The sequence below is a fragment of the Exilispira thermophila genome (assembly GCF_055389015.1).
In genome coordinates this window covers 437,316-458,688 of record NZ_AP042476.1, presented here as the reverse complement: position 1 = coordinate 458,688, position 21,373 = coordinate 437,316, and the positions used below count along the sequence as shown (strand labels likewise).

Genomic DNA, 21,373 nt, shown 5'->3' with positions numbered 1-21,373 from the left:
AATCTTTTATTGTATTAAATTAAAATATTTTATTTTTTTCTCTTAAGCCTTTGGCAACTGTAATCCAGTCGAGAAATTTTAATTAGGATATATATATTGTTTTTATTTATTTAATCATATACAATAATTTCTAATTTTATCATTAACTGCACCAACCACGGAAAAATAAATATTCTCTTTAGTCTTTGGCAACTGACATCCACTCGAAAAATTATAATAAGGATAGACATATAAATTTAACTTATTAATCAAATATAAAAAATTTCAATTTTATTATTAACTGCACCTACCACGAGAATTTTTCTCATTAAGACAGTTATATAATCTTTTTTTTAATACATTTAAAACATTTATAAAAGGTCTTGAAAAACCAATTGTTGAAATTTATGCAACATATATGTCTTCATATCAAAAAGAAACACAATATAATTATAAAAATGAAAAAAGTTATTCATGTTTAATGGAGCATATTGGTACACAAAGAATGATATATAATTTTGAATTAAGAGAGAGATAAATACAAGCCCAAAAGAAGGCATATATGATATCCTTAATAAATCACTTTCAAAAATAAATAAAATAAATAAAAGATATTGTTTGTCAGTGATTTTTCAGGGTATTAACTAAAAATTATTCATAGATAATTGTTCTGTTTTTATTACCTATTATCATATTTCATAAAGATTTAAAAAAATGTATTTTTTAGTTTGATAATTTTAAATTGATTATAATGTTATAATAGTTATAATTAATATTACATTTTATGTAATAAGAGTTATATCTTTTTTATCTTTTATTATTATAAAAAGTTATAATAATTTCAAAATTGTTCTTACCTATGTTTTGTTTCAAGCTATGATAAAAAATTCTTAAATAGATGATAAGATTTTTGTATTTGAGGTAAAAATGTATTTAGAAAAAACAATGAGACAAGATTATTTATTCACAAAAATTTTTATCTCTTCCTTTTTAATTTTTTCATTTCTTATTTTCTCATCTTGCATGTCAGTTAAAACTCAAATAAAAGATATAAATTTACTTAAACCTTATAAAAATAGCTTTTTTATCAATATTGAAATACCAGATTCAGCAATTGAGCTTCCAAACTTAGAATCTGCATAGGCAAAACCTATATTTATCTGGGTGAAAAAACTTTTGTTGAGAAAAATAATAACAACATCCACAGTAAACCATAGCAGGAAATAAAAGAGCATCATTGTAATCAGTAAAATCAGCTCCTACTTCAATAATCCAGGCAGAATTTGTATTAGAATTACCAGCAAAATGAAAATATTACAAAAATGTTTATGTAATCAAGAATAAAGTAATTAATTCAATATATATGAAAAACAGGAAAATAGAAAAATAGAGTGATTATTAATAAAAAAATAATATGAAGGAAAAAATAGTATATCAATAATTCTTTTAAACATCTAATTGTTGTAATAATAAAATTATTGTATAAGATCTTTTTAGTTTTTTTTCTTTAACTAGATTATTTCATTTATATTTATTTCATCAAACATATCAAATAATCTATCCTGGTCTTTTTTATTATCAAGATTTTTTATTAAATAATCATATTTAATTGCAATTTCCAGTTTACTAATTAAATCGGAATGAATAACATTTATATTAGAATTCCTGTGTTTTTTATCTTTAATAAAATATAGTTTATTAAAATATGGTTTATAGCATAAATTACAAAACTTTTTTAAACTCTTTAAAAAATCTTCAAATTCTTCAATTGGAAATAATTCATATTTTTCCCCTCTTACTTTTTCAAGTATTATTTTTAAATCATTGTGAGCTATTTTTTTATCTACTTCGCCTTTTACATTTTCATTCCTAAATCTATTAGTTTTAGTTTGAATATTTTCTAATTCACTTTTAATATCTACAGGCCAATCTATTTTATCTACTAGATAATTAACAGATAAATTTTCTTTATCTTTATTTCCACTTGGATCAGTAATTTTTCTAACTTCAAGCAATATTCTTTCAACAAGTATATTATTAATTATATAAAAAAAATAATGATCTGATTTTTCAAGTATTTTAGTATTCTTTTCATTTTCAAATAATTCTTTTTGAATAGAATATAATACTTCTAAATAATTAACTTTTTTACAAAATTTTTCTATTAACCTTTTATTTTTTTCACTCATATTAAAAGTAGACATATTAAACTCCTCTAAGAATCAATATTAAATATCAAAAATCTGTTAATTTTTATAAACAAGATAAAACCTATAATTATTGTTTAAGATTTATCTAATCCTCTGCTATTTATTTTTTCTTATATTCTATCCTTAAAACAACTATTTGAATTAAAATTATAAATATTATCATTTGTAAATTAGCAAAATTTAACTTTATTACAAAAAAAGAGATTATTGAAATTCCTAAGATAAGTATAGATAATATTTTGTTATTCTTTTCTTCACTTAATAAAAAAGATAAAATAAGAGGAATTGTAGGAAAAAAATATTCAATTTTACCTTTTATTGTTTTTGGTATTATGTTTTCGTAACAATTTTCACGAATTATTTCACTTATAACTAAAAAAAATTTTGAATAAATAATAAAATTAATTTTTTTCCAGTTTCTTTCTGAAGTATTTTCATATTCCATATTTATTTCTCCAATTTTTTAAAATATTCTAAGCTATTTTTATAGCAATTATTCCAAGAACAATTAAGGTGATACCTATCAACTTTTTTATTGTAAATTTTTCATCTAAATACTTTATACCCAGAACAGCACCAATTGCAACAGAAAATTCTCTTAGAGCAATTACATAACTAACATTGGCTATCTGGTATACAAATAATATTATTAAATATGTTAAAATAGATCCAATTCCAATGATAAAACTATATTTTTTATAATTTTTCCAGGCATCTATTAATTCTTTATGTTTTTTTATAATTATGTATGGGGTCATCCATAAAGCTGAAATAAAAAACATCCCCCAGATGTAAATTTCAAGATGCTTTTTTTGCTGCAAATAGAATAATAAAATGTTTTACAATGTCTATTCAAATAATATTAAAATTGGTTCTCTTTCATAATGTATGGGTAATTATTCTAAGCCACTTGTAATTTGTTATATTTTTAACATAACCTAATCATTATCTTTAAAACTTTATCTTTTTTTAATTATGCTTTTATTATTGTTTTCATTAATTTTTTTATTATATTATTTAAACCTTGTTACTTTATTATTAGATATTGGGTATATCTTTTTTACAAATATTTTTAAATTTTTATATTCACTTAATAAAAACATATTCAATCGGTTTAATAGTATTTTTAATTTTTTTTTAATGTATATATTTTGTTAAAAAAAACTAAAATTTTATTTTATCCACACATTTTGAAATTGAACCTTAAAATTTTAATATAAAAATTTTAATATTAATATTTTATTATATAAAATTAGATAGATTTAAAATTTTACAAATACTTCCCATGGCAATTTTTAAATTTTTTACCAGACCCGCATGGACATGGATCATTTCTTCCAACACCTTTATATGGGTTTTTCAATTTATGCTCAGAAGATTTAAATCTATTAATATTTAAATCTTGAGCTGGAATATTTCTATTAGCTGCTGCATATTTATTATCAAATTGTCCCAATTCATCATGCTTGTAATTAACAGGTTCATATGCATTTTCATTTAGCAATGAAACAGGTTTTTCTTTTATCTCTAATAAAAACAATGTTTTAATGGAATTTTCATGAATTCGTGTCAACATTGATTCAAATAAAGAAAAAGTTTCAAGTTTATATATTGTTAATGGATCTTTACCACTATATGATTGCAATGAAATGGCTTCTTCAAGTAAATCTACATTCTTTAAATGCTCTTTCCATACTTGATCAATTGTATTTAATAAAATTGCTTTTACTATAAATTTAGCATCTTTTTCTTCAAGTCTATTTAATTTTTCATTTAAGTTATTTAAAAGGGTTTCTTTAAGTTTTTCAATAAAATCTTCTGTTTTATATATATTTTTAAATTCTTCAATTTTAAGTTTCAAATTCAAACTATCATTTAAAAAATTAATTAATTCTTCAGCTTCTTCAGGATTTATGTTTTTTCCAATTTCTCTTTCATCAGCTTTATCCCATAAATATTCATTCAGCTGGTCCTGCATAATTTCAAATATTTTATCCTCTTCTTCAAGCACACTATCTCTTAATTGATAAACATAAGTTCTCTGTTTATTTAAAACATCATCATATTCAAGTAAATGTTTTCTTATATCAAAGTTTCTTTGTTCAACTTTCTTTTGAGCTTTTTCAATAGCACCTGAGATCATTTTATGCTCAGGTAGAGGTCCTTCCTTATATCCTATAGAACTTAGAATACTTGAAAGTCTTTCAGACCCAAATAATCTCATAAGGTCATCTTCTAAAGAGATGTAAAATCTTGAAGCACCAGGATCCCCCTGTCTACCAGATCTACCTTTCAACTGGTTATCAATTCTTCTAGCCTCATGTCTTTCTGTACCTAAAACAAAAAGTCCTCCAGCTTTTAAAACCTCTTCCCTTTGTGATTCATCATGACCACCTAATTTAATATCAGTACCACGACCAGCCATATTAGTAGCAATTGTAACCATTCCAGGTCTACCAGCATCTCTAATTATCATTGCTTCTTTTTCATGGTATTTTGCATTTAAAACCTGATGTCTTATTCCTCGTTTTTTCAACATAGCAGAGATTCTTTCAGATTTTTCAACAGAAACAGTACCAACAAGCACTGGTTGCCTTTTTTTATGTAATTCTATAATTTCTTCAACAATTGCCTGCTCTTTTTCTTTAACTGTTCTATAGATTCTGTCTGGGTGATCAATTCTAGCAATTGGTTTATTTGTTGGAATAACAACAACTTCAAGATTGTAAATTTTATAAAACTCTTCTTCTTCTGTTTTTGCAGTACCTGTCATACCAGCAAGAACATCATACATTCTAAAATAATTCTGAAATGAAATTGAAGCTAATGTCTGACTCTCCTGCTGAATAGGAACTCTTTCCTTTGCTTCTAATGCTTGATGCAATCCTCCAGAAAATCTTCTTCCTGGTAAAATTCTTCCTGTAAATTCATCAACAATTTGTACCTGCCTATCTTTTACTAAATAGTCTCTTTCCCTTTGAAACAACATGTGAGCTTTTAAAGCAACTTCAGCATGTGATAACCACTGAATATTTTCTGGAGAATAAATCGAACCATTTTGAGAAATTAGCTTTTTGTTTTTTAATTGCTCTTCAATTAATTTAATTCCATTTTCTGTTAAAATACATGTTTTATTCTTTTCATCAATTCTATAAGCGCCATCATCTAAATATCTTCCATATTCATCTTTTAAATACTCCCCTTCTTCATCTTTAGAACATTCAACAAACTTTTTACTATTCATTAAGTTAACAAGTATAGAATTCATTATTTTATAATTGTCTGTGGAACGTTCAGATGGTCCTGAAATGATCAAAGGTGTTCTTGCTTCATCAATTAATACTGAATCAACCTCATCTACAATTGCATAATAGTGAGACCTTTGAACTTTATCTTCTTTTGATAATACCATATGATCTCTCAAATAATCAAACCCAAATTCATTATTAGTACCATAAGTAATATCACAATCATATGCTTCTCTTTTAGATGTCTGGAAAGTTTTAATTTTAAGATTTTTTTCAATTGAAGAACTATCACTTGATTCAAAATCTAATTTAAAAGCTGATTCTGAAGTTATAATACCAACAGATAAACCCATATATAGATAAATTGGACCCATCCAGCTTGCATCTCTTTTTGCAAGATAATCATTAACAGTAACAAGATGGCATCCTTTCCCTTTTAAAGCATGAATATACATAGGTATTGTTGCTACTAAAGTTTTCCCTTCACCAGTTTTCATCTCAGCAATTTTACCTTCAAAAAGAACCCTGGCACCAATAATTTGAACATCGAAATGTCTTAACCCTATTGTCCTGGAAGAAACTTCCCTTATTGCAGCAGCAGCTTCAACAAATATGTCATCAAGATCTTCCCCTTTTTCTATTCTTTCTTTAAATTGTTGTGTTAAGTTTAAAAAATCCTCTCTTGAATAAGTTTTATATTTATCTTTCAAAGCATTAACCTGTTCAACAACAAGGTTGTACTGTTTAAGTAATTTTTGATTTCTATCACCAAAAATTTTTGTAATAAGACCCATATATTTCCCCTATATCTTATTTTTGTTTCTAATATATTTAAGTTTTATTATATTTAATTTCTAATATATTTAATTCTTAATAAATTTATTCTAATATATTTTATTTTATTCTAATAAATTTTATTTCTTATATATTTCATTTTTAATATATTTTTAAAATTCACTTATATAATAATATCAATAAAAATACAAAAAAAATATTGTTTTTTCAACTGTTTCTTCTTTTAAAATAGTTTATAACTTTTAGAAAAAAATAAAACAGAAAAATCTATACATTTTCAATATTTATTGTATACTTACAACACAGTGGAACAATATTACACATAAAAAGGTTTCATTGTTTGGAGATAAAAATGGGAAAAGTTTTAATTGTAGATGATGAAGCTACTATTAGAGAAGCATTAAAACAATTCTATCTTATGCAGGGGTTTGATGCTCATACTTATGAAGATGGTACAATAGCCTGGGATATTATAAAACAAAAAAGTGATGGAATAGATCTTGTTTTAACAGATCTTGTAATGCCTGGTATGGATGGTAAAACATTATTCTATAATATAAAAAAAGAATTCCCATTTATACCTGTGATAATCATGTCAGGTAAAGCTACAGTTGAAGATGCAATTACTCTTATGAAAGAAGGAGTATTTGATTTTTTTATTAAACCCTTTGATAACATTGATAAATTAATTCTTGTTTCAAAAAAAGCAATTGAATGGTCCCAGATAAAAAAAGAGAATGAAAAACTAAAAATGTTTTCTAAAAAAGAGGAAGCATTCAATAAAATAATTGGTAAATCAAAGGTAATGAAAGATATTTTTGATACTGTAATTCAAATAGCTCCTACTAAGGCTACTGTATTAATTTATGGAGAAACTGGTACAGGAAAAGAACTAATTGCAGAAGCAATCCATGAAAATTCAGGAAGAATTGGGCAACTTGTAAAAGTAAACTGTGCAGCATTAACTGAAACTTTACTTGAATCGGAACTCTTTGGACATGAAAAAGGAGCATTTACAGGAGCAATAAAAACAAAACTTGGAAGGTTTGAACTTGCAAATGAAGGTACATTGTTTCTTGATGAAATTGCTGAAATTTCTCCAACAATTCAGGTTAAACTTTTAAGGGTTTTACAAACAAAATCATTTGAGAGAGTTGGAGGTGAAAAACCCATTAATGTTGATGTTAGAATAATAGCAGCAACAAATAAAGATCTTTTACAACTTGTTAAAGAGGGAAAATTCAGGGAAGATTTGTACTGGAGATTAAATGTAATTCAAATAAAACTTCCTCCGTTAAGAGATAGAAAAGAGGATATTCCACTTCTAATAAGGCATTTTATTGATAAATTTTCAAAAGAAAATAATTTAAATGTTAATGGAATAACCCCAAAAGCATTAAAAATACTACTTACCTATCCCTGGCCTGGAAATGTTAGAGAACTTGAAAATTGTATAGAGAATATGGTTGTTATGTGCAGAAATGATATTCTTGATGTAGAAGATATTCCTTCCTATATTGTATCAGAAATAAAAAATGTTCCAGATTTTATATTTTCTGAAGAAATTGGACTTAAAGAAGATTTTTTACAGGTAAAATTCGGAACCCCATTAGATGAACTTGAAAAACAATATATTTTATTTACATTAAACAAAACAAAAAACAAAGCAAAAACTGCTAAGTTACTCGGTATTGGGAGAAAGACACTTTACAACAAACTAGAAAGGTATGGACTTGATATATGAAAAATGGATTTTCATTATTTATGGCATTTTTAGGATATACTGTCTTATCCTCGGGTTTTGTTCTTATGAAAAAAGGAATTAACTGGATAGGATGGAAAGATAAAAAAGATAAAAAGTATTATGAAAACCTTATTATATGGTTAACAGGTTTTATTTTAACAAATATAGGAGTAATTCCAAATGCTATCGCATTAAACAAACTCCCCCCTTATATTGTTTCATCTGTTGCAGGATGGGGTATAATAATTATTGTTTTTTTATCTTATTTTTTATTAAAAGAGAAACTTTACAATACAGATTTTATCTATTCTACTATTATTGTACTAGGAATATTTTTTGTTAACTTTTTTACAACAGAGTTTGAAACAAATGGATTTAATAATTTTTATTTAATATTAAGTTTTTTAATCCCGGTAGTACTTTTTATTATTGGCTTAATAAAATCATTATCAAAAAAATTAAAAAGTATTATTTTTGCTTCTGCTGGTGGTTTTGCTGCTGGAATGATGATAATATTCATTAAAATTATTGTTACAAAATTTGGATACAACATTGGAGATTATTTTTCTACTATTTATTTTTATGCATATCTTTTTGAGGGATTATTTTCATTTATTTCTTTTCAGCTAGCATACAAAAAAGGGGAAATGATTCTGGTTGGACCTACTCAATACTCCTCAAATATTTTATACCCTTTATTTGTATCTATTTTTGTATTTTCCCAGACAATATCACTAATACAGGGATTTTCAATAACAATTATTGTATTTTCAGTTATAAAAATTTTATTAAAACATTAAAAATTAAATTACAAAAAAAATAATCTAAATAAATTTTAACCTTTATGTTTATCAAGTTTAAAACTAACAAACTGTCTTCCTGATTTGCTAATGATTATTGGTAGCATTCCTAAAAACGCAAATGCAAAACTTATAATCATTACGGTTCTATAAGGTATTATTTCTCCAAGAATACCTCCAAATGCCATTCCTAAAGGTGACAAAGCCATGGATATTGTTCCAATTAAACTGAATATTTTTCCTCTTTTATTTTGCGGTACCATGACACTTAAAATCGAATTTATAATATTATTAATAAAAGCATTGGTAATCCCTACTACAAGGATTATTATTAGAATTAAATACAGTGAATTCATTAATGGAAATAAAACAGAAAATAATCCAAAAATAATTGCACTAATAGTAAAAAAAAGCAATCTTTTATTATCAGAAATATTTACAATTGACATAAAAAGAAACCCTGTAAACATTCCACCTGTCATAACAGCCATTGTATAACCATAGGCTTTTTCACCAAGATGAGGATTTGACTTAAAAAAAGGGATCATTAAAACAAATCCAGTTGCAAAAAAGAAATTTAAAAATGCAGCATTAATAAAAATTAACTTCATTCCAGGAGTATTTTTAACATAACCAAATCCCTCTTTCATATCTTGCCAGAAATTCTTTTTTTCAATTTCTTGAGGGATTTTAGGAATGTATATAAACATTTCTGTAAATGCTGAAAATATATATGAAATACCATTTATAAGAAACATTATAGGAGCACCTAATATCGCAAAAATTACTCCTCCTCCAGCATTTCCAATTATTCCTGATCCAGTATAGATCATAGAAAATATAGAATTACCTTTAACTATTTTTTCTTTTGGAATAATATCAGGAATAGATGAAGAAACTGAAGGATTAAAAAATGAAGCACAAGTACCTAAAATAATAGCTACTCCAAATACCATCCATATTTCCAGCATCCCTTTATAAGCAAGAATAGCAATTAATAAAACAAATAATCCTCTAATAAAATCCATCAAAACAATTATCCACTTTCTATCCATTCTATCAACTAAAACTCCTGCAAAGGGTGAAATTAATATTCTTGGTATTAAAGAAGTTGCCATTAATGTTCCCATTAATGCAGAAGAACCTGTTGTATTAAACACCCAGAATCCTAAAGCTATTTCATAAAAAACATCTCCAATTGCTGAAACAAGTTGCCCTTGCCATAAAAGTAAAAAATTTTTATTCCAGAGTTTGGTAATTTTTTTATTTTTCTCTTTATTTTTTTTTTCAATTTCATTTAATTCATTTTTAGCATTTTGACTATTGGTGATTAATTTACCTTGCTTATTATCATATTCATCTAAATTAGAGGTATCCGATTTTATTTCCATTATCTCTCCTTTTAATATTCTTATATTCTCTATTTTATTCTGTTGTCCAGTACTTATTTATTTTTTTATAATTTTTTTATTTTATTCTATTTTCTATTAATTATTTATTCTTTTATAATTTATTATTTTTTGGATTTAATCAAAATTAATACAGATATTAATTATGTCAATTATTTTATTAATTATTTTAACTTTATTTTCTTCTTTTTTATTATTTTTATATTATCTAATAAATATTATTTGTATTAACATTAAAATATTTTTATTTTTATAAATTTTAAAAAAATAATATTATTTATTTTTTCTTTATTTATTAAAATTTCTTTCTTTTAAAAATTGATGAGTTATAATTAAACAAAGGTAATATTTTTTATTTTTTTTTAAATAAAGACCATAAATATTTTTAAAGTTATAAAAAAGTTAGCAAAACAACTATTAATAAAAAATATAAACAAAAAAATTACAGAAATCTTATTAATAAAAAATATAAATAAAAAAATTTGAATTTTATAAATTTACTAATAAATAACAATTTATAATCAGGAGTTTTTAACAATGAAAAGGAAGAATTTTTTAAATTTTATTTCAATTTATCTTATTTTATTAATTTTCTCTTTTTTAGTATTTTTCATAGTCTCAATAAAAGCAGAAGTTAATAAATTTACTAACACTATAGATTTAAATACAGGTTCATTAAATAATTCAAATACCAATAAGATAGATGCTAAAAAATGGAAATTAATTGAAATAAAAGGTGCAATTGACCCTGCAATTACTGACTTTATTGTATATGAACTTAAAAATGTTGAAGACTACAATACTATTGTAATTAAAATGAATACTCCTGGTGGTTTACTGGATTCAATGCAAAATATAGTTGAAGCTATTTTAAACTGTAAAGTTCCAGTTATAGTATGGGTTGGACCAAGTGGTGCTACAGCAGCCTCAGCTGGTACATTTATAACTTTAGCTTCAGATGTTGCTACCATGGCACCAGCCACAATGATAGGAGCAGCTTCACCTGTTTCATTAATGGGAGGAAGCAATAGTAAAGAAGCAGATAAAACAATGGAAAAAAAAATTATGAATTTTTCTGTTACCTATATAAAAATGCTTGCTAATAAACATGGAAGAAATGCAAAATGGGCAGAACTTGCTGTAACAGAAGCAGCAAGCCTCTCATCTGAAGAAGCATTGAAAAATAAAGTAATAGATTATATTGCAAAAAATTTAGAAGATTTAAAAGTTAAAATTGATAAAAAAGAAATTAAAAAGGGAAATAATATTTTTGTATTTAATAAAAATAATATTGTGATTGAAAATAAAAAAACACCTTTCAATGTAGTTTTAAGGCATATTCTTTCTAATCCAAATATTGCATACATATTTTTAACACTTGGTGTTTTAGCTTTTATTTATGAATTTTCAACTCCTGGGGTGGGATTTGGATTAATTTCAGGCATAGTATTTTTATCTTTAGCTTTTTATTCTTTATCAGTTTTGCCTGTTAATTATGCTGGAGTCATTTTATTTTTGTTGGGAGCTGTAATGATCTTTCTTGATATTACAATTCCTTCACATGGATTATTAACGATAGGAGGGGTTATTATTATGTTTTTAGGTTCAAATTTTTTAATTAAATCAATTAATCCTATTTTTAAAGTATCAACACCTGTAATTATTGCTGTTACTGGTAGTTTTGCATTGTTCACAGCATTTGTTATTAAAAAACTTTTTGATCTAAGAAAAAAGAAAGCAATCACTGGTGATATTGGTATTAAAGGATTGGAAGGTGTTGTAAAAAAATGGGATGATGAAGATAAAATAATTTTTGTAAGAGGTGAGTTCTGGTTAGCTGAATCTAATGATGAATTAAAAACCAATGATAAAGTAATAGTAATTGATAAAAAAGGAAATAAATTGATAGTAAAAAAACAATAAAAACCCTTTCTAAAAGAAAAGTTGAACTTATGCTAATTTGAATTATTCTTTAATATAAAGAAATTAAATAAAACATTAAATTAAAATTATTTTAATAAAAAGAAAATTAAAATTATTTTAAAATATATAAGTATTTAATAATATAATTAATTAATAAAAATTATAATAATCAAATATATCATAATAAATTAAAATTTTTGTCCAGAAGGAAGGAATCAATGAGAAAAATAGGTAAGTTTTATTTTTTAGTTTTGATTGTAATCTTTTTATTTTTATTTCTAAATATTTCCTGTGTTACAACTTCAAATTCTAATACAAATAAAAATGAAAAAGAAAATAATAAACAAACTGAAACAAAGCAGGCTATCCCTGAATGGTTAAACAAATATACTCCTGAGGATGATAAGTTCTATTATTTTGTGGGTTCTTCTTCAGAACAGGATACTGAAAATGAAGCTGATGAGCAAGCTTTTAATGATGTATACAGAAAAATATTTGCATTAATAGGAATAACTGTATCATCTTCAATGGAAAAAAGTGATGTATATAAAACAAGTGAAAATAAAGAAGAATTTAAAAGTGTTTTAAAATCATTATTGAAAACAAGTTCTGAAGGGAAAATTAAAAATATTAAAGTAATTGATAGATATGTAAAAAAACTGGATAATGGGAAAATCATTGTTTACATTTACATTAGTGTTCCTAAAGAAGTTATAAAAAAAGAACAGGAAAGGCTTGAAAAGCTTTATAAAGAAAAAATAAACTCTTTTGTATTGCCTGAGCAAAAAGCAAATATAGCATTAAAAAATGGGGATATATATGAAAGTATTTATAACACAATAGTTTCAATAAAAAATGTTAGTAGTACAGATTATGAAAATAAAGAAATAGTTATTAAAAAAGGGTTGGATAGATTATATTTTTTAAGCTCAAATATAAAAACAGATTTAATTATTCCAGAAGAAAAACTAATAAGAGGAGAAAAACAAAATACCCCTTTTGTATACAAAGTTTATTTTGAATATAATAATGAAAAGATTCCTGTTAAGAATATCCCAGTTAAATTTTTCTATAAAAACTTAAATTCAAAAAATGAAATTCAATCATATGAATATGAAACCTCAACAGATATAAATGGTTTATCTTATTTTAAGTATGATAAAATACCATTTTCAGGAAAAACATTTTTAATTGCATTTATAAACATAAATGAATTGATAAATGATTTACAAGATACACTAGAAAATAATGTTTCAAATTCTATATACATAAATAAAGTTAAATCTATAAAATCAAATTTTAATGATTTAAAAATTAGAAAAGATATTGAATTTATATCCAATACAATAAACTTTAAAACAGAAATTTTTTATAGTTTTCTTGATAACAATAATACACCTATAAATGGAATTATTACTTCAGAATTTGAAGATTATCTTTCAGAAATAGGTGTACCTTTTAATATACAAAATGGAAGCACCAAAATTTATGAAAATATTGATAATTATATATCAAAAAATAAAGATAAGATATTAAAAAATGGATTTAAAAGAGTAATGGTCATTCAAGGAGTTATAACTACATTCAAAGAATATTCTGGAAAAATTGTAGCTGCATCAAACATTACGATAAAAATATATTATCTTAATAATGATACTGTAAAAACATTATCTATAAAATCAAGTGGAAATGGAAATAATAAAATTAATGCTTTTAAAGATGCAATTATTAAAGGATTAAAAAAAGCAGAAACAAAATTACTTTTATATTTGTAATTTATACATATTCAACTTATTTTTATCAAATATAATTAGAAATGGAACCCATATGAAAAAATTGTTACTAATAATATTAACAACTATAATGATTATTATTTTATCTTTATATTCATGTACTACTGAAATAAAAGATAATAGTACAATAAATGTAAACTATAAACAGGAAATGAGAAATTTTGTTAAAAATATAAGTAGTTATGCAAAATCTTTAAATCAAAACTTTATAATTATACCTCAAAATGGTGTTGAACTTATAACCTCTACTGGAGAACAATCAGGAGAAATAGATTATGAATATCTAAATGCAATTAATGGTGTAGGACAGGAAGATCTATTTTATGGTTATTATAATGATGATGAAAAAACACCAACACAGGAACATAATTGGATAGACCATTTTTTAAAATTAGCCAGAGACAATGGGAAATCAATTTTAGTAACTGATTATTGTTCAACTCATACAAATATTGATAATTCTTACATGGAAAATAATAAATCTGGTTATATTTCTTTTGCTGCAAATCATAGAGCACTTGATAATATCCCCGATTACCCTATGCCAATTTTCAATGAAAATTCTAACAACATCAACAATCTTTCTGATGCAAAAAATTTTTTATACCTTATTAATCCAGATAACATTTACCATTCATCTGAAGATTTTATTAATGCTATTAAAAATACTAATTATGATATTATAATTATGGACCTATTCTTTGATGGAAACCCTTATTCATATGACACAATAAATTCTTTAAAACTAAAATCCAATGGGGGAAAACGTTTAGTTATTTGTTATATGAGTATTGGAGAAGCTGAAGATTATAGGTATTACTGGAAATCTGATTGGGAAATTGGAAATCCCTCATTTATTGTTGATGAAAATCCTGATTGGCCTGGTAATTATGTAGTCAAATATTGGGACCCGGAATGGCAAAAAATTATATATGGAAATGATGATTCTTATTTAAAAAAAATAATTAATTCTGGATTTGACGGTGTCTATCTAGACATTATTGATGCTTTTGAATGGTTTGAAAATAATAATTATTAATTTAATTATAAAATAAAATAGATGTTAAATTAAAATTGAAAGTTAGAAATCACAATTTAAATATCACGAATTTTTCAAAAAATTTTAAAATTAAATCTTTTTTAATATGTATAAAAAATTTGTAAAAAAAGGGATTATTTGCTCAACTTCAATAGAATAAGCCCCACTATTATTTGATACTTTTCCTTTAATTATAAAATATTTGAAATATTTAAAAAGAGGATAATATTTACTATATTGATCCGGAAACAAAGTTGCTTCAAAAACCCCTTCCTTATCAATAAAAGTAGCAAAACCCATCATCTTTTTCTGTTTTGTAACTGCAGATCTTCCAATAATATAATATCCAAAGCATGAAACATTTTTATCAATTAACTTGTCAATATTTGTAGAAACATTAGACAATATTTTTGAACTAATAATTTTTTTAAGTTGTTTATATATACCATCAAGCTCTTCTGCATCAACTAAGGAACCTGTTTGTAAATTGCCATCTTCATAATCTTTAACTAACTTAAAAATAATATCCACTGGATTAACACTTATAAATGAACCAAAATATTTAAATTCATAATAAAGTGTATTGTAAAAATTTTTATTATTTTTATTGTTATCGTTGTTAATTTTATTTTTATTTTTATTATTGTTATTGTTGTTATTATTGTTCTCGTTGTTAATTTTATTGTTATTGTAATTTTTATTATTATCCTCATCATTGTTTTTTTTATTTTTTTCCCATTCCTTTACAATAAATTGCTCAATATTAAGCAAGATTCTATAAATGTTTTTTTTACAATTATCACTTTTATTATTTTTTTTGTTATTTTTATCTTTACTGTTTTTATCACTTTTATTATTTCCATCTGTTTTGCAAATTTTGTAATTTTTACCTGAATCTTTCTGTTTTAAACTAACTCCATACTCTTTTATTGTTTCATATAGACTATGAATAAGGATATATATCAATCCATTATCATTATATAAAGAATGAAAAAAATTAAGATCAAACAATTTTAATATTTTTGATTTTTCTATTTTTGTAGATAAAATAAAAGATGTTAAAGACTTAAAAGGACTGTTTTTTGATATTTTATTAATTTGAACCTTATTTAAAAAAGAATACATATCAAGACCAAGGTAAATTTTATTATCTATTACTTTTATAGATTTTGTAGAAAATGAAATATCAGGCTTTTTAATAACTATACCATTAATAATTGCCATAAAAATATATACAGCAGTTGGATAATATCCTCCATAATTATTAATTACAGCAGCAAAAAAGTAAGATGGAAAATGCCTTTTTAAATAAGCAAGTTTAACCGAAAGAATAGCATAAGAAGCTGAATGTGCTTTACAGAATGCATAACCTGCAAAAGACTCTATTTGATTCCACAAAATATTGATATATTTTTGATTAATTCCTTTTCGTAAAGCATTTTTGAAAAAATTTTTTTTAAGTTTTTCTATTTCAGCTTTTGAACGACTTTTACCTGACATTCCTCTTCTTAATACATCTGCTTCTGCTAAACTTAAACCTCCAATTTGGGTCGCAATCTTCATCACATCTTCCTGATAAATCATTATCCCATAAGTATCGGGCAAAATTTTTTCAAGCTCTGGGATAATGTACTTTACTTTATCAGGATTTCTATGATAATAAATATATTTGTTTTTCATACCAGATTCTGAAACACCTGGCCTTATTACAGAAGATGCTGCAACAAGTAATTCAAAATTATCACAATGAAGACTTTTTAAAAGGCCTCTCATTCCTGGAGATTCAATATAAAAACATCCTATTGTATCTCCTTTTGCTATCATTTTCCATGTTTCTTTATCATAAAAAATTGAAATTTTATCAAAACTCTTATTTACTCTATAATTTTCCAGAGTTTTTTGCATAAAACTTATTAAATTTTTTTTCTCTTTAAAATCATTACTTTTATATAAAACATATTGCTGTTCAATATTTTTCAGAATATCATCCAATACACCCAATGCTCTTTGAGATAATATATCTATTTTAATTAATCCAGTATTCTCAATAGAATACATATCAAATTGAGTAACTGCTAAACCTTTAGGTGCAAGTTCAATAGGTGTATAATTTGTTATCTCATCTTTTTTATAAGTATCTGATATACAAAATCCACCTGGATGAACTCCAATTGCAAATGGGAACCCTTTTAATTTTATAGAATATTTAATAATCTTATTTAACAATTCAGTATCAACATTTTCTAATATTTTTTGGTTTATTTGTTCAATAACATCTTTTAAACTTGTTCTAATGAAATGGTGAGGAATATTTTTTGTTATTATAGAAATAAATTCATCAGGTAAACCATAAAACTTTGCAACTTCTCTAAAAGATCTTCTATAACTAAAATGCAAATGAGTTGAAATCATAGCAACAAATCGTTTTTTAGTTTCATTACAAATCTTATATTTATTAACATTTTTATCATTTTTACTGTTTGTATTATTTTTACTACTATTATTATTATATTTGTCATATAAATATTTTAATACCCTATCTCTCTGTTTCCAGGAAAAATCTATATCAATATCAGGGGGGCTTGCTCTTACTGGATTGATAAATCTTTCAAAATAGAGGTTATATTTTATTGGGTCAACTTCACTTATTCCTAAAATATAAGAAATTATTGAAGAAACAGCTGACCCTCTTCCTATAAAAGAAATTTTTTTCTTTTTTGCATATTTTAACATTGAATAAACAAATAAAAAATATGATGAAAATTTCTTTTTTTTAATAATTTCAAATTCAAACAAAAATCTATCTTTTGCTTTTTTTATATTATCATTACTATAAAACTGAGGTAATAATTTTAAAACTATCTCTTTTAATTTACTATTATCGAGATTTTCATTATTAATAAAATCCATCCTTTTTTTTTCTTTTTTATAAAAATCAGGGAAGAAAAAATCATTTTTTTCCCATTTTATATCAATATTTTCAATAAAAGTTATTAGATTATTTATTGATGCTTCAAGATATTGATTGATAAGATCATTATAAGGATTAAATAATTTTTTAATATAATTAGAATCAATTTTATGATACCTTGCATAATACATTGCATCATTATTTAAATACCCTTTTTTGAAATTATGTTTTATTAATTGTTTATTACCTAAATTGCCATAATCACCATTTATATTATTAAGTATTTTTATAAACTCTATATCTTCAGTTTCAGAGTAAAAGAAACGGGAAATAAAAATTAAATCCTCTTTTTTAATCTTAAAATCATCTTTAATCTTATAATCATTATCAATATTAAAAGGGTTACTAGCTTTACTAACTTTATTAAATACTTTTAACCATTGGTCTGTAAATTTTTTAGAGGTAGATAGTTTGTAAAAAGTATAATCAAAAATGCCTAAATATAAATTTGAATAATCAGATCCAAAAATCTGCCTTAATTTCAAATATTCTTTTTTATTTAATGCAATTATTATAACTTTTTCTAAATTTCCATTTTTTTCTTTAGATAATTTTGCAATATATTCATAAGGAATTCTCCCAATATAATTTCTTTCAGTTAAAATTTTAAAAACTATTTTTCTTACTTCCCAGTCTTTAAAAAAGATGAGGATGCCACCTTCTTTTAAATTATCCGTTATTTGAACACCTATAACTGGTTTCAATCCATAAACTTTAGCACTGTTTAAAAACTCCCACAATCCATAAAAGTTATTATAATCACATAGAATAGTTACATTATTTTTATCTTTGATAGAATATTTGACAAGATCATTAACATTTAAACTACTTTTATAAAAGGAATAATATGATCTTGTTAGTATTTTTGGTAATGACTCATATTTTTTGAATATATTTTCTATATTCATATCCACTTCACCCTGCAATCTCAAGAAAAGGTTTACCAAATTTCTTATTGAGCTTATTAATAGCATATAAAATTGAATGCATTTTATTATATCCTACCTGTGCAATATCAAAAAGCGTATTGGTTTTCTTTTTAAACCTGAATTCTATAATTATTTTATCTACATTGACTTTTCGTTTTATATTTCTTTTAAACTCTATATACACTTTCTCGAACCATTTAAAATCATAAAAAAAATTTTGATTTTTAATAACAAAAACGCAAATTTTTTTATCTATATATACAACCGTAAATATAAAAGATTCAATATCGTTTAAAGCATTAATATTATTTGATGAATGATTTTGCACAATGTTAGTAGCTAAATAATTTAAAAGTTTGTTTTTAAAAAAGAGTTTAAATTTTGCTTCGTCTTTAAGATGAAAAGCCCATGGATTTTCAATAATGAGAATATTATTTTGACTACGCTTTTTAATCAAACTATAAAGGATAAAAAATAATTTATAAAACTTTTTTTTCTTTTCAGTATTTTTAAAATATTGAAATATAAATGGAAAAAGTTTGTCAAAATAAAATGCCAACTCAACGAGTTCATTTTTATTAAGTTCAGAAATATAATTTGTAAAAATTGAGATAATTATTCTGGTATCAAGTGATAACAATGTACATAAAGACCTGATGTTAGATTTAAAAAAGAAATCTGAGGAAGATAAAAATAATTTCGCAGGATCAAGTTTATCACAAAAATCATCCTCAGAAAATAGAAAAAATAATCCTTTAAAAGGGAGAAATTTACCCATCCAGAACGCAAGAAGTGGATCAGAAGAAGAAAAAATCTTAAATGAAATCTTTTTGCGGTTAAGAAAATTGCTTAAATCAATAAGTTGTTTCATATCTAAAATCTGCAAATAAAATTCAAAAACTGGATATTCCAGCTTGAAAATAGTATATGAATCATTAATAAAAGAGGATATTGTTCTATCAAACTCCTCTATGTCTTCCTTTAAACTATTAATAGAAATAAAATTGATAGGTTCATTATTGAGAGAATAATGATCTGTTTTAAAAAAAATATTTTTAAATGTATTAATAAGCAATTTTGCAAATGGAAGTGGTTGAGATTTATAAATTACATGGTTAGCAAAAGCATTGGCACTAAAAATTGATTCAATATAGCCAAATTGCTCATCCCCTTTATAAATCACAAAATCAGTATACCCCCTTAATACAGCGAGATCTTTATAGATTTCAGGGAAAGAAATATAGGTAAAATAATTAAAAGAAGACTTTATTCTATCCACATAAGAAATATACCCCAATATTTATTGGGTGTCAAGAACAAAATTATAAATCTTTTTAAATAGTGTATTTATCTTAGATACTGTATTTTAAAAGATGAGCTGATTTCACATTGAATGATATATAAACATTAATTCCTGTTTTATATACCACACTTTCAACAGGATTATGTGAAACAGCTAAGACTGTATATTTTTTATTATCAATTTCTGTTTCAATTTCATAATCAACAGTAGCTCCAAGATACACTTTTTTAACAATTTTACCTTTAATAAAAGAGTTTATATTCTGATTATCATCAATTTTATTATCTATTTTATTGTTTATTTTGTTATTAGTACCATTACTTGACTCAATAATAAGAGATTCAGGTCTTAAAAGTATCAGGGATTTTTCTCCCTCTGAGAACTCACCACTCCAGCTCAATATTTTTAAAAGTTTTCCATTTATTTTTACAATAATCTCTTTTTGATTTATCTTTTTTACTTTACATTCAAAAAAATTTGCTCTACCAATAAAATCTGCAACAAATCTATTAACTGGTCTTGAATAAATTTCAAAAGGAGTCCCGATTTGTTGTAATTTACCAAAATTCATTATTGCAATTCTATCTGATACAGTCATTGCTTCAAGCTGATCATGAGTAACATAAATACTTGTGATTTTAAAAGTTTGCTGGATCCTTCTAATTTCAAGTCTCATCTGTTCTCTTAATTTTGCATCAAGATTTGAAAGAGGTTCATCAAACAACAAAACCTTGGGTTTATTTATAATTGCTCTTGCTAAAGCTACCCTTTGCTGTTGACCTCCTGATAATTGGTCAGGCCTTCTATTATACATATCTGTTAAATTCATAACTTCCATAATATTTTCAACTTCTTTTTTTATTTCACTTTTTTTATGTCCTTTTAGTTCTAAACCAAAACCAATATTTTGTGCTACAGTTAAATGAGGAAAAATTGCATAACTCTGAAATACCATTGATGTATCTCTTTTATTTGGTGGAATCTCATTAACCATTTTATCACCAATCCATACTTCACCAGAAGTTGGTTGTTCAAATCCTGAAACTATTCTTAAAGTTGTTGTTTTTCCACATCCTGAGGGACCAAGCAAAGTTACCATTTCCCCTTCTTTAATATCAATATTAACATTATTGACCGCAACAATTTCTTTTTTTGAATCTGTTAAATTTTTAAAAATCTTTGTTATATTCTTTAATTTAACACTCATGTCCTATCCTTATTTTTTTTAAA

The 21,373-nt window shown here is 24.2% G+C and carries 14 protein-coding genes; 6 read left to right on the top strand and 8 right to left on the bottom strand.

All coding sequences use genetic code 11. The annotated features are described in order from the left end of the window. Positions 1 to 906: 906 nt before the first annotated feature. Positions 907 to 1,122, top strand: a complete 216-nt coding sequence (locus ACZ5EC_RS01905) for a hypothetical protein (RefSeq protein ID WP_464303275.1) — start codon at positions 907 to 909, stop codon at positions 1,120 to 1,122. A 368-nt stretch (positions 1,123 to 1,490) separates the two neighbouring features. Here the strand turns inward: ACZ5EC_RS01905 and ACZ5EC_RS01900 are convergent, their stop codons facing one another. The 4 genes from ACZ5EC_RS01900 to secA all read right to left on the bottom strand — a co-directional run bounded on the left by ACZ5EC_RS01900 (position 1,491) and on the right by secA (position 6,231). After that, positions 1,491 to 2,183, bottom strand: coding sequence for an AbiU2 domain-containing protein (locus ACZ5EC_RS01900; protein ID WP_464303274.1), 693 nt, complete (start codon positions 2,181 to 2,183; stop codon positions 1,491 to 1,493). Positions 2,184 to 2,289: 106 nt separating this feature from the next. Further along, positions 2,290 to 2,634, bottom strand: coding sequence for a hypothetical protein (locus ACZ5EC_RS01895; RefSeq protein ID WP_464303273.1), 345 nt, complete (start codon positions 2,632 to 2,634; stop codon positions 2,290 to 2,292). A gap of 28 nt (positions 2,635 to 2,662) precedes the next feature. Further along, positions 2,663 to 3,010, bottom strand: coding sequence for an EamA family transporter (locus ACZ5EC_RS01890; RefSeq protein WP_464303272.1), 348 nt, complete (start codon positions 3,008 to 3,010; stop codon positions 2,663 to 2,665). A gap of 449 nt (positions 3,011 to 3,459) precedes the next feature. Next, on the bottom strand, positions 3,460 to 6,231 hold the full coding sequence (secA, locus tag ACZ5EC_RS01885) for a preprotein translocase subunit SecA (RefSeq protein ID WP_464303271.1): 2,772 nt from the start codon (positions 6,229 to 6,231) through the stop codon (positions 3,460 to 3,462). A gap of 353 nt (positions 6,232 to 6,584) precedes the next feature. Between secA and ACZ5EC_RS01880 the strand changes: the two genes are divergently transcribed. Both ACZ5EC_RS01880 and ACZ5EC_RS01875 read left to right on the top strand, forming a co-directional pair. After that, positions 6,585 to 7,976, top strand: coding sequence for a sigma-54-dependent transcriptional regulator (locus tag ACZ5EC_RS01880; protein ID WP_464303270.1), 1,392 nt, complete (start codon positions 6,585 to 6,587; stop codon positions 7,974 to 7,976). Continuing rightward, positions 7,973 to 8,776 (top strand): EamA family transporter, encoded by an 804-nt coding sequence (locus ACZ5EC_RS01875; RefSeq protein ID WP_464303269.1) that lies wholly within the window; start codon positions 7,973 to 7,975, stop codon positions 8,774 to 8,776. The genes ACZ5EC_RS01880 and ACZ5EC_RS01875 overlap by 4 nt, the downstream gene beginning before the upstream one ends. Before the next feature lie 35 nt (positions 8,777 to 8,811). Here ACZ5EC_RS01875 and ACZ5EC_RS01870 read toward each other — a convergent pair whose 3' ends face one another. Further along, positions 8,812 to 10,167 carry an MFS transporter gene (locus tag ACZ5EC_RS01870; protein WP_464303268.1) on the bottom strand — a complete coding sequence of 452 codons (1,356 nt, stop codon included), beginning with the start codon at positions 10,165 to 10,167 and terminating at the stop codon, positions 8,812 to 8,814. Positions 10,168 to 10,722: 555 nt separating this feature from the next. Here ACZ5EC_RS01870 and ACZ5EC_RS01865 point away from each other — a divergent pair. From ACZ5EC_RS01865 to ACZ5EC_RS01855, 3 genes are all read left to right on the top strand, one after another. Further along, complete coding sequence (locus ACZ5EC_RS01865; protein WP_464303267.1) at positions 10,723 to 12,108, top strand: NfeD family protein; 1,386 nt, start codon at positions 10,723 to 10,725, stop codon at positions 12,106 to 12,108. Positions 12,109 to 12,326: 218 nt separating this feature from the next. After that, positions 12,327 to 13,883, top strand: coding sequence for a hypothetical protein (locus ACZ5EC_RS01860; RefSeq protein WP_464303266.1), 1,557 nt, complete (start codon positions 12,327 to 12,329; stop codon positions 13,881 to 13,883). A gap of 52 nt (positions 13,884 to 13,935) precedes the next feature. Beyond that, positions 13,936 to 14,940 (top strand): endo alpha-1,4 polygalactosaminidase, encoded by a 1,005-nt coding sequence (locus tag ACZ5EC_RS01855; protein ID WP_464303265.1) that lies wholly within the window; start codon positions 13,936 to 13,938, stop codon positions 14,938 to 14,940. Positions 14,941 to 15,030: 90 nt separating this feature from the next. Here the strand turns inward: ACZ5EC_RS01855 and ACZ5EC_RS01850 are convergent, their stop codons facing one another. The 3 genes from ACZ5EC_RS01850 to ACZ5EC_RS01840 form a co-directional block, all read right to left on the bottom strand. After that, positions 15,031 to 18,819: a PHP domain-containing protein gene (locus ACZ5EC_RS01850; protein WP_464303264.1), complete on the bottom strand. Its 3,789-nt coding sequence runs from the start codon at positions 18,817 to 18,819 to the stop codon at positions 15,031 to 15,033. Between the two features lie 7 nt (positions 18,820 to 18,826). Next, the gene (locus tag ACZ5EC_RS01845) at positions 18,827 to 20,119 is read right to left on the bottom strand and encodes a hypothetical protein (RefSeq protein WP_464303263.1); all 1,293 of its coding nucleotides are present in this window, start codon (positions 20,117 to 20,119) and stop codon (positions 18,827 to 18,829) included. Between the two features lie 73 nt (positions 20,120 to 20,192). After that, positions 20,193 to 21,350, bottom strand: coding sequence for an ABC transporter ATP-binding protein (locus ACZ5EC_RS01840; protein WP_464303262.1), 1,158 nt, complete (start codon positions 21,348 to 21,350; stop codon positions 20,193 to 20,195). Between the last annotated feature and the right edge of the window lie 23 nt (positions 21,351 to 21,373).

Coding starts and splice junctions, on each gene's coding strand:
- secA (WP_464303271.1), bottom strand. CDS start 6,231: ATGGGTCTTATTACAAAAATTTTTGGTGATAGAAATCAAAAATTACTT.
- ACZ5EC_RS01865 (WP_464303267.1), top strand. CDS start 10,723: ATGAAAAGGAAGAATTTTTTAAATTTTATTTCAATTTATCTTATTTTA.
- ACZ5EC_RS01840 (WP_464303262.1), bottom strand. CDS start 21,350: ATGAGTGTTAAATTAAAGAATATAACAAAGATTTTTAAAAATTTAACA.
- ACZ5EC_RS01900 (WP_464303274.1), bottom strand. CDS start 2,183: ATGTCTACTTTTAATATGAGTGAAAAAAATAAAAGGTTAATAGAAAAA.
- ACZ5EC_RS01875 (WP_464303269.1), top strand. CDS start 7,973: ATGAAAAATGGATTTTCATTATTTATGGCATTTTTAGGATATACTGTC.
- ACZ5EC_RS01880 (WP_464303270.1), top strand. CDS start 6,585: ATGGGAAAAGTTTTAATTGTAGATGATGAAGCTACTATTAGAGAAGCA.
- ACZ5EC_RS01870 (WP_464303268.1), bottom strand. CDS start 10,167: ATGGAAATAAAATCGGATACCTCTAATTTAGATGAATATGATAATAAG.
- ACZ5EC_RS01850 (WP_464303264.1), bottom strand. CDS start 18,819: ATGAATATAGAAAATATATTCAAAAAATATGAGTCATTACCAAAAATA.
- ACZ5EC_RS01860 (WP_464303266.1), top strand. CDS start 12,327: ATGAGAAAAATAGGTAAGTTTTATTTTTTAGTTTTGATTGTAATCTTT.
- ACZ5EC_RS01855 (WP_464303265.1), top strand. CDS start 13,936: ATGAAAAAATTGTTACTAATAATATTAACAACTATAATGATTATTATT.
- ACZ5EC_RS01905 (WP_464303275.1), top strand. CDS start 907: ATGTATTTAGAAAAAACAATGAGACAAGATTATTTATTCACAAAAATT.
- ACZ5EC_RS01895 (WP_464303273.1), bottom strand. CDS start 2,634: ATGGAATATGAAAATACTTCAGAAAGAAACTGGAAAAAAATTAATTTT.